Source organism: Vibrio sp. 1F253 (assembly GCF_041439295.1).
Classification (GTDB): Bacteria; Pseudomonadota; Gammaproteobacteria; order Enterobacterales; family Vibrionaceae; genus Vibrio; species Vibrio tasmaniensis_A.
The window spans coordinates 1-6,233 of record NZ_JBGONU010000091.1; the positions used below are offsets into that span (position 1 = coordinate 1).

Annotated in this window: 6 protein-coding genes and 2 tRNA genes; 4 read left to right on the top strand and 4 right to left on the bottom strand. The window is 42.9% G+C overall.

All coding sequences use genetic code 11. The features are described 5' to 3' along the window. Positions 1-93: 93 nt before the first annotated feature. Positions 94-178 (bottom strand) — tRNA-Tyr (locus tag ACED28_RS22395). 44 nt (positions 179-222) lie between these two features. After that, positions 223-298: transfer RNA gene (locus tag ACED28_RS22400), tRNA-Thr, on the bottom strand. A gap of 209 nt (positions 299-507) precedes the next feature. Here ACED28_RS22400 and coaA point away from each other — a divergent pair. Further along, entirely contained in the window at positions 508-1,431 is a 924-nt protein-coding gene (coaA, locus tag ACED28_RS22405; protein ID WP_009844725.1) for a type I pantothenate kinase, read from the top strand. 7 nt (positions 1,432-1,438) lie between these two features. On the opposite strand, the gene birA is transcribed toward coaA, so the two are convergent. Both birA and murB read right to left on the bottom strand, forming a co-directional pair. Beyond that, a complete protein-coding gene (gene birA / locus ACED28_RS22410; protein ID WP_065679893.1) occupies positions 1,439-2,404 on the bottom strand; it encodes a bifunctional biotin--[acetyl-CoA-carboxylase] ligase/biotin operon repressor BirA in 966 nt (321 codons plus the stop codon). Beyond that, positions 2,401-3,447, bottom strand: coding sequence for a UDP-N-acetylmuramate dehydrogenase (gene murB, locus ACED28_RS22415; protein WP_041472937.1), 1,047 nt, complete (start codon positions 3,445-3,447; stop codon positions 2,401-2,403). The genes birA and murB overlap by 4 nt, the downstream gene beginning before the upstream one ends. Before the next feature lie 66 nt (positions 3,448-3,513). Here murB and ACED28_RS22420 point away from each other — a divergent pair, with 66 nt between their 5' ends. The 3 genes from ACED28_RS22420 (at position 3,514) to ACED28_RS22430 (ending at position 6,114) form a co-directional block, all read left to right on the top strand. Then, positions 3,514-3,945 carry a GNAT family N-acetyltransferase gene (locus ACED28_RS22420; RefSeq protein WP_012605012.1) on the top strand — a complete coding sequence of 144 codons (432 nt, stop codon included), beginning with the start codon at positions 3,514-3,516 and terminating at the stop codon, positions 3,943-3,945. Between the two features lie 91 nt (positions 3,946-4,036). Continuing rightward, entirely contained in the window at positions 4,037-5,377 is a 1,341-nt protein-coding gene (gene pssA / locus ACED28_RS22425) for a CDP-diacylglycerol--serine O-phosphatidyltransferase (RefSeq protein WP_371710785.1), read from the top strand. Positions 5,378-5,769: 392 nt separating this feature from the next. Next, positions 5,770-6,114, top strand: coding sequence for a transposase (locus ACED28_RS22430; RefSeq protein WP_371710786.1), 345 nt, complete (start codon positions 5,770-5,772; stop codon positions 6,112-6,114). The last annotated feature ends 119 nt before the right edge of the window (positions 6,115-6,233 follow it).

The window sequence follows — 6,233 nt, forward strand, 5'->3', positions numbered from 1 at the left end:
AACCCGCATCATCAGCTTGGAAGGCTGAGGTAATAGCCATTATACGATGCACGCAACACGTAACTCTGTTTGAGCTATTTAACCTTTAGAATATGGTGGAGAGGGACGGATTCGAACCATCGAAGGCAGTGCCAACAGATTTACAGTCTGCTCCCTTTGGCCACTCGGGAACCTCTCCAAATTTTGAGCTTTCTCTCGCTTACCTTAAAGAAAGGGAGAAAGTGGTGCCGACTACCGGAATCGAACTGGTGACCTACTGATTACAAGTCAGTTGCTCTACCTACTGAGCTAAGTCGGCACAAGTGGGGCGCATTTTATTGAATGATTTTCCACCTTGCAATAGTAAATTGAAAAAAAGTGAAAAATTCTCCTATGAAATTCCTAGATACGGCTATTTAGCTCAAGGTTTCTGCCTTTAACCCACATCTAGTACAGGAAGATATTTTATTTATCTATCGCTTGATGTATTTTCCATGCACTTGTTTTGTTATCCACTATAGAGTTTATATGAGCCCATTTATGTCATTTGACCGCGAACGTTGGTCTGAGCTAAGGAATTTAGTTCCGATGACACTTTCTGAGAGCGACTTAAAAGAGCTTCAAGGCATCAATGAAAAGCTCACAATGGAGGAAGCCGTTGAGATCTACCTGCCGCTCTCTCGCCTATTAAATCTCTATGTGGCAGCCAGACAGAATAGAAACTCAGTACTCCATCAATTCCTGGATAAAAACGAGAAAGCACCACCTTTTATCATCGGTATTGCTGGAAGTGTCGCTGTGGGCAAAAGTACAACTGCACGACTGCTTAAAGCCCTACTTTCTCGCTGGGAGAACCACCCAAAAGTTGAGCTAGTCACAACCGATGGCTTCTTATACCCAAATGAGGTGTTAGAAGAAAAAGGATTGATGAGTAAAAAGGGCTTTCCGGAGTCTTACGATATTAAGCGTTTAGTGAACTTTGTTTCGGATGTAAAAGCATGCAAGAGAAATGTCACGGCTCCCGTGTACTCACATCTTACGTACAACATTACTGATGACGTTAAGTGTGTCGACCTACCAGATGTGCTTATTATTGAAGGACTTAATGTCTTGCAAACAGGCATGAACGATCCACACGAGCCACATCGCGTGTTTATTTCAGACTTCCTTGATTTCTCTCTCTATGTTGACGCTGATAGCCAACAAATCAAAGAGTGGTACGTCAATCGCTTTATGAAATTCCGCGATGGCGCGTTTACCAAACCTGGCTCTTACTTTAGTCATTACACAAAATTATCGAACCAAGCGGCACTGGATAAAGCGGAAGGTATCTGGAGTTCAATTAATGGCTTGAACCTAGAACAAAATATCCTTCCTACACGAGAAAGGGCTCACTTGATTCTACGTAAAGGCGCAGATCATATGGTTGAAGAAGTATTACTAAGAAAATAGTAACACCTTAATCGCCTTTTCTTAGCGATATCTCTCCGCCGATATAGCTCTCGATACCATTCTCAGTTTTGAGTAATACAGCACCTTGTTCATCGATGCCTTGAACAACACCTTCAATTTCTCTAGGTCCAATGATCAACCTAACATTGCGACCTAAGAAATTATCAAAGCGATTCCAACGCTCTACAAAATTCGACATCCCTTTCAACTCATAATCAACAAGAGACTTATCCCAGGCATTGATCAGAGCCTGCGCTAACTGATTGCGATCGGGCACCTTCCCATCACACACTTCTTTAAGAGAAGTCCACGGTTGACCAATACCTGATGTTGTTGGATCCATGGATAAGTTTAGCCCTAAACCAATCACAATATGAGCAGCGCCACCAGACTGTCCTGACAGCTCTACCAAGATACCAGCAAGCTTCTTGTCATTGTGGTAAAGGTCGTTCGGCCATTTGAGCTTTATACCTTCTACGCCCATCTCTTCCAAAGCTTCAACAACAGCTACACCAACCACTAGGCTCAAGCCCATCGCGGCAGCCATCCCTGCGTCGAGTCTCCAATACATTGAAAGATAGAGGTTTGCACCGAATGGCGATACCCACTCTCGTCCACGACGTCCACGTCCCGCAGCTTGATATTCAGCAATACAGACAGAACCCGATTCGAGGGTGTTAGTACGCTCTAATAGGTGTTGGTTTGTAGAACCTATGATTGGAATCAGTTCAAGAGAAGCATCTCGACTAACAACAGACAATTTGTCTTCGTTAAGCATATCTAAACGGCTAGCTAACTTATAGCCCTTGCCTTGTACTCGGTAGATATCTAAACCCCACCCTTGAATGCCTTTAATGTGCTTACTGATAGCCGCTCGTGATACACCAATCATTTCACCTAGATCTTCACCTGAATGAAACTCACCGTCAGCAAGACATCTCAATAGTGCAAGCTTGGTACTGTGTTCTCTCATGCCAATGACTCCAAAGCCTTGTCTAGGTTTGTCTCGCAGTCTCGTCCCATAAAACGTACTTCATGTTCCAGTCGAATATCGAATTTATTCAAGACAGACTGACGTACTCGCTCTGCAAGCTTAAGGATATCCACAGCAGAAGCCTTATCATAATTGATGATAACTAATGCTTGGTTTGGGTGAACTTGAGCGCCGCCTTCTGTCACGCCTTTGAACTGGCATTGATCAATCAACCAGCCTGCAGCGACTTTGATCATGTCATTGCTCTCATAGCCTACAATGTTTGGGTATAGAGCGAACAGGCGATCAAAATGATCTTTGGTGATCACAGGGTTTTTGAAGAAGCTGCCCGCATTACCTTGGACTCTAGGGTCTGGCAACTTACTTGAACGGATAATGCATACTTCATCAAATATAGTACGAGGAGAGAGCGTATCGGCTGCTAGGCTTTTTAACGGGCCATAGTGATTGCATGGCTCCCACTCTTTCGGCAACGTTAAACCAATCGCAACAACAATCGCTTTATCGTAGAGAGCGTGCTTGAAAATAGAATCTCGGTAACCAAAGAGACACTCTTCTTTGCTCAATCGCTTAACTGTATAAGTATCCAGACACAGGATATCGACATACTCGCATACGTCTTGTAGCTCAACACCATACGCACCAATATTTTGAATCGGAGCCGAACCTGAACAGCCAGGTATCATTGCTAGGTTTTCTAGACCACCGAGCCCTTTATCCACACTCCATTCAACTAAGTTTGGCCAATCTTCCCCCCCACTAACATGCAGTAGGTGATGACTGTCCGTCTCGGTCAACTCAATCCCGGATAATTTATTCACTATGACCAGACCAGCGAAGTGCTCAGTAAAAAGCATATTACTGCCTTTACCCAGTATTAACTTAGGTAAAGCTGACCATTTAGGGTCTCTGTAAACGGAAATTAATTCTTCGATAGTGGTGACTTCAACCAACGTATCACACGTCTGATCTATCGAAAAAGTATGAACATTTTTTAAACTAGCATTGAGATGGAATTGCATGGCGATATTCAATTAACTTACACTGCAGTCATTCTACAGCAGATAAACCAATGGCGCAGTGACTGAATGAACAATGTCATCATTACCCAATTAGACCCAGTAAAGGTTCCCTTAGTTAAACGTTTCTATAAAGAACATTACCCAACGGGAAAAGCCAATAAAAGTGAACTGATCTATTCGTTATTACTGGATAACGAGCTTTGCGGTGTCGTGCGCTTTCGTACAATAGAGAATAATCGCTTACTTACTGGAATGGCGATATCAAAACAACATCGCGGTAAGCAATTAGGCTCCCAGCTTATGGACTATTGTGCGCAACATACACTTACGGAAGACGATTACTGCTTTGCGTACGCTCATCTCACCAATTTTTACGCGCGACACAAATTCGTACAAGTAGAGCCTAAAGATCTGCCAAATGGTTTAAGAGTTTTATACGAGCGCTACTCGAATAGCGGAAAAGATCTCATTCCTATGCATTATCAGCAAAATTGTTAGAGAATGCCTCGATTATCTAGTATTTGATGCTATCCCTTTGGTAAAATTAAAGGTTCGCAATTTTGCATATTTTTAAGGTAAAACAGTCAATATGATTGCCAGTAGGAATCCATTCATACAGTTGCCAACCATAGCGCAGAATCCTGACAAGTTTGAAGTACTACTATCAGCGCAAGAGTTTCGAACTCGTCTACTTGATGAGATATCTCGCGCAACGACTCGTATTAGTTTAGTCGCTTTGTATCTTGAAGATGATGAGGCTGGCCGTGAAATCCTAACTGCCTTATATGAAGCAAAACAAAAGAATCCAGAATTAGACGTGAGCGTTTGTGTCGATTGGCACCGAGCACAGCGCGGATTGATTGGTGCAGAGTCTTCTGAAGGCAATGCTGCAATGTATAAAGAGTTTGCAGAAAAATATCAGCACTCTGTACCCGTCTATGGCATTCCAGTTCGCGGCAAAGAAGTCTTTGGCGTATTGCATTTAAAGGGCTTTATCGTCGATGACAGCGTGATATACAGCGGTGCAAGCCTTAACAATATCTACCTGAATTACCATGACCGCTATCGCTTTGATCGTTACCATGTTTTAAACAACGCAGCGCTTGCTGATTCAATGTTTACCTACGTACACGAACAGATGGTTGCGGACAGCGCTGTTTATGACCTGGCTGATAAGAACAAGCCTTCGACCAAAGAACTGAAACCAACGATTCGTCAGTTTCGTGCATCATTAGCAAGGTCTCAGTATCAATTCGATGGTCAAGAGGTTTCAGCAGACCAAGTTGCTGTAACACCATTAGTTGGTATCGGTAAAAGACGTAACCGTCTGAATCAGGGAATCAATCAACTCGTAGCTCAAGCTAAAGATGAAATCTTTATCTGCACACCTTACTTCAACTTCCCACCTAGCCTAGCTAAAGAAGTGAAGAAAGCGCTTAAGCGTGGCGTAAAGGTCAGCATTGTTGTTGGCGATAAGACAGCGAATGATTTCTTTATCTCGCCAGAAGAAGAGTTTAAAACGATTGGTGGTCTTCCATACCTTTACGAATTGAACCTGCGTCGTTTTGCTAAAGCGAATGAGGCTCATATTGCTAGCCGTAATCTATCAATTCGACTTTGGCAACACGATTCCAACAGCTTCCACCTAAAGGGTATTTGGGTAGATAAGCGCTACATGCTACTAACAGGTAATAACCTAAACCCTCGCGCATGGAAGTTGGATCTAGAGAACGGCATCTTTATCCAAGATAACTACCATCACCTAACAGACAAGTTTCAGGCTGAAGTGGATAATATCCTTCAACACACTCAGCTTATCTGTACTTATAAGCAGTTAGATAAGGTAGAGAGCTACCCGATGGAAGTTCAGAAGTTGATTCGTAAGATCACTCGTGTGAAAGCCGATAGAGTGCTTAAACAAATACTTTAGTCGATGTATTAGAAATACTATTTATCAACGCCTAGCAAACGCTAGGCGTTTTTGTATCTACGATATAAATGACTAAATCGTGAAAATCGTTGATAAGTACTACCACCCGAACTCTATCTATTATCTCCTCGAGCACATGGCCTTATCTTGGAGAACCTCTCGATCCAAACACCGAAAAAATCAAAATAGAAACGATCCCGACAATATTGGGCTGTAGAGTGTTGATGCCTGGTTTCAAGAGGAAGCTAGGTTTGGTCAACAGAACACAACTACACGTCTTTGGGGATTCGTGGAACCGGGCCTCGTGTGGCAAAACAACAGCAATTTGAATACGGCTATTTGTTTGGTTCGGCATGCCCAAAAACAAGAATTGGTGAAGCCATAGTAGCTCCTTGGGTCACAAGGGCATAAAGACAAACCACTTAGAGCAGATATCTAAGGCCAGTGAAAAAGGACGTCATGCAATCCTTATTATGGATGGAGCTGGCAGGCATACCGATGATATTACGAGAGAATTTAATAACGTCACTACTATTAGGCTTCCTCCCTACTCACCAGAGCTCGACCCTATAGAGCAAGTTTGGAGTTGGTTGCGACAACATTATCTAGCGAATCAAAGTTTCACTGATTATAACGACATTGTTTCCAAGGTTTGTCGTGCTTGGAATGGATGTCTTGAGTGCAAAGATCGCGTCACCAAAATGAGCAGAAGAGATTGGATAAACCTGATCAGTTAATTTCCCGGGTTGGTATCATACAACCTAGAAGCAAAACACTTTTCTTGAGATGTAAAAAAGCCCCGCTATTTCTAGCAGGGCTTTTCTAATAAGTGGCGGAGTGGACGGGACTCGAACCC

Excerpts from the sequence above, each read along its gene's own strand:
- coaA (WP_009844725.1), top strand. The coding sequence starts at position 508 with ATGAGCCCATTTATGTCATTTGACCGCGAACGTTGGTCTGAGCTAAGG.
- birA (WP_065679893.1), bottom strand. The coding sequence starts at position 2,404 with ATGAGAGAACACAGTACCAAGCTTGCACTATTGAGATGTCTTGCTGAC.
- murB (WP_041472937.1), bottom strand. The coding sequence starts at position 3,447 with ATGCAATTCCATCTCAATGCTAGTTTAAAAAATGTTCATACTTTTTCG.
- ACED28_RS22420 (WP_012605012.1), top strand. The coding sequence starts at position 3,514 with ATGAACAATGTCATCATTACCCAATTAGACCCAGTAAAGGTTCCCTTA.
- pssA (WP_371710785.1), top strand. The coding sequence starts at position 4,037 with ATGATTGCCAGTAGGAATCCATTCATACAGTTGCCAACCATAGCGCAG.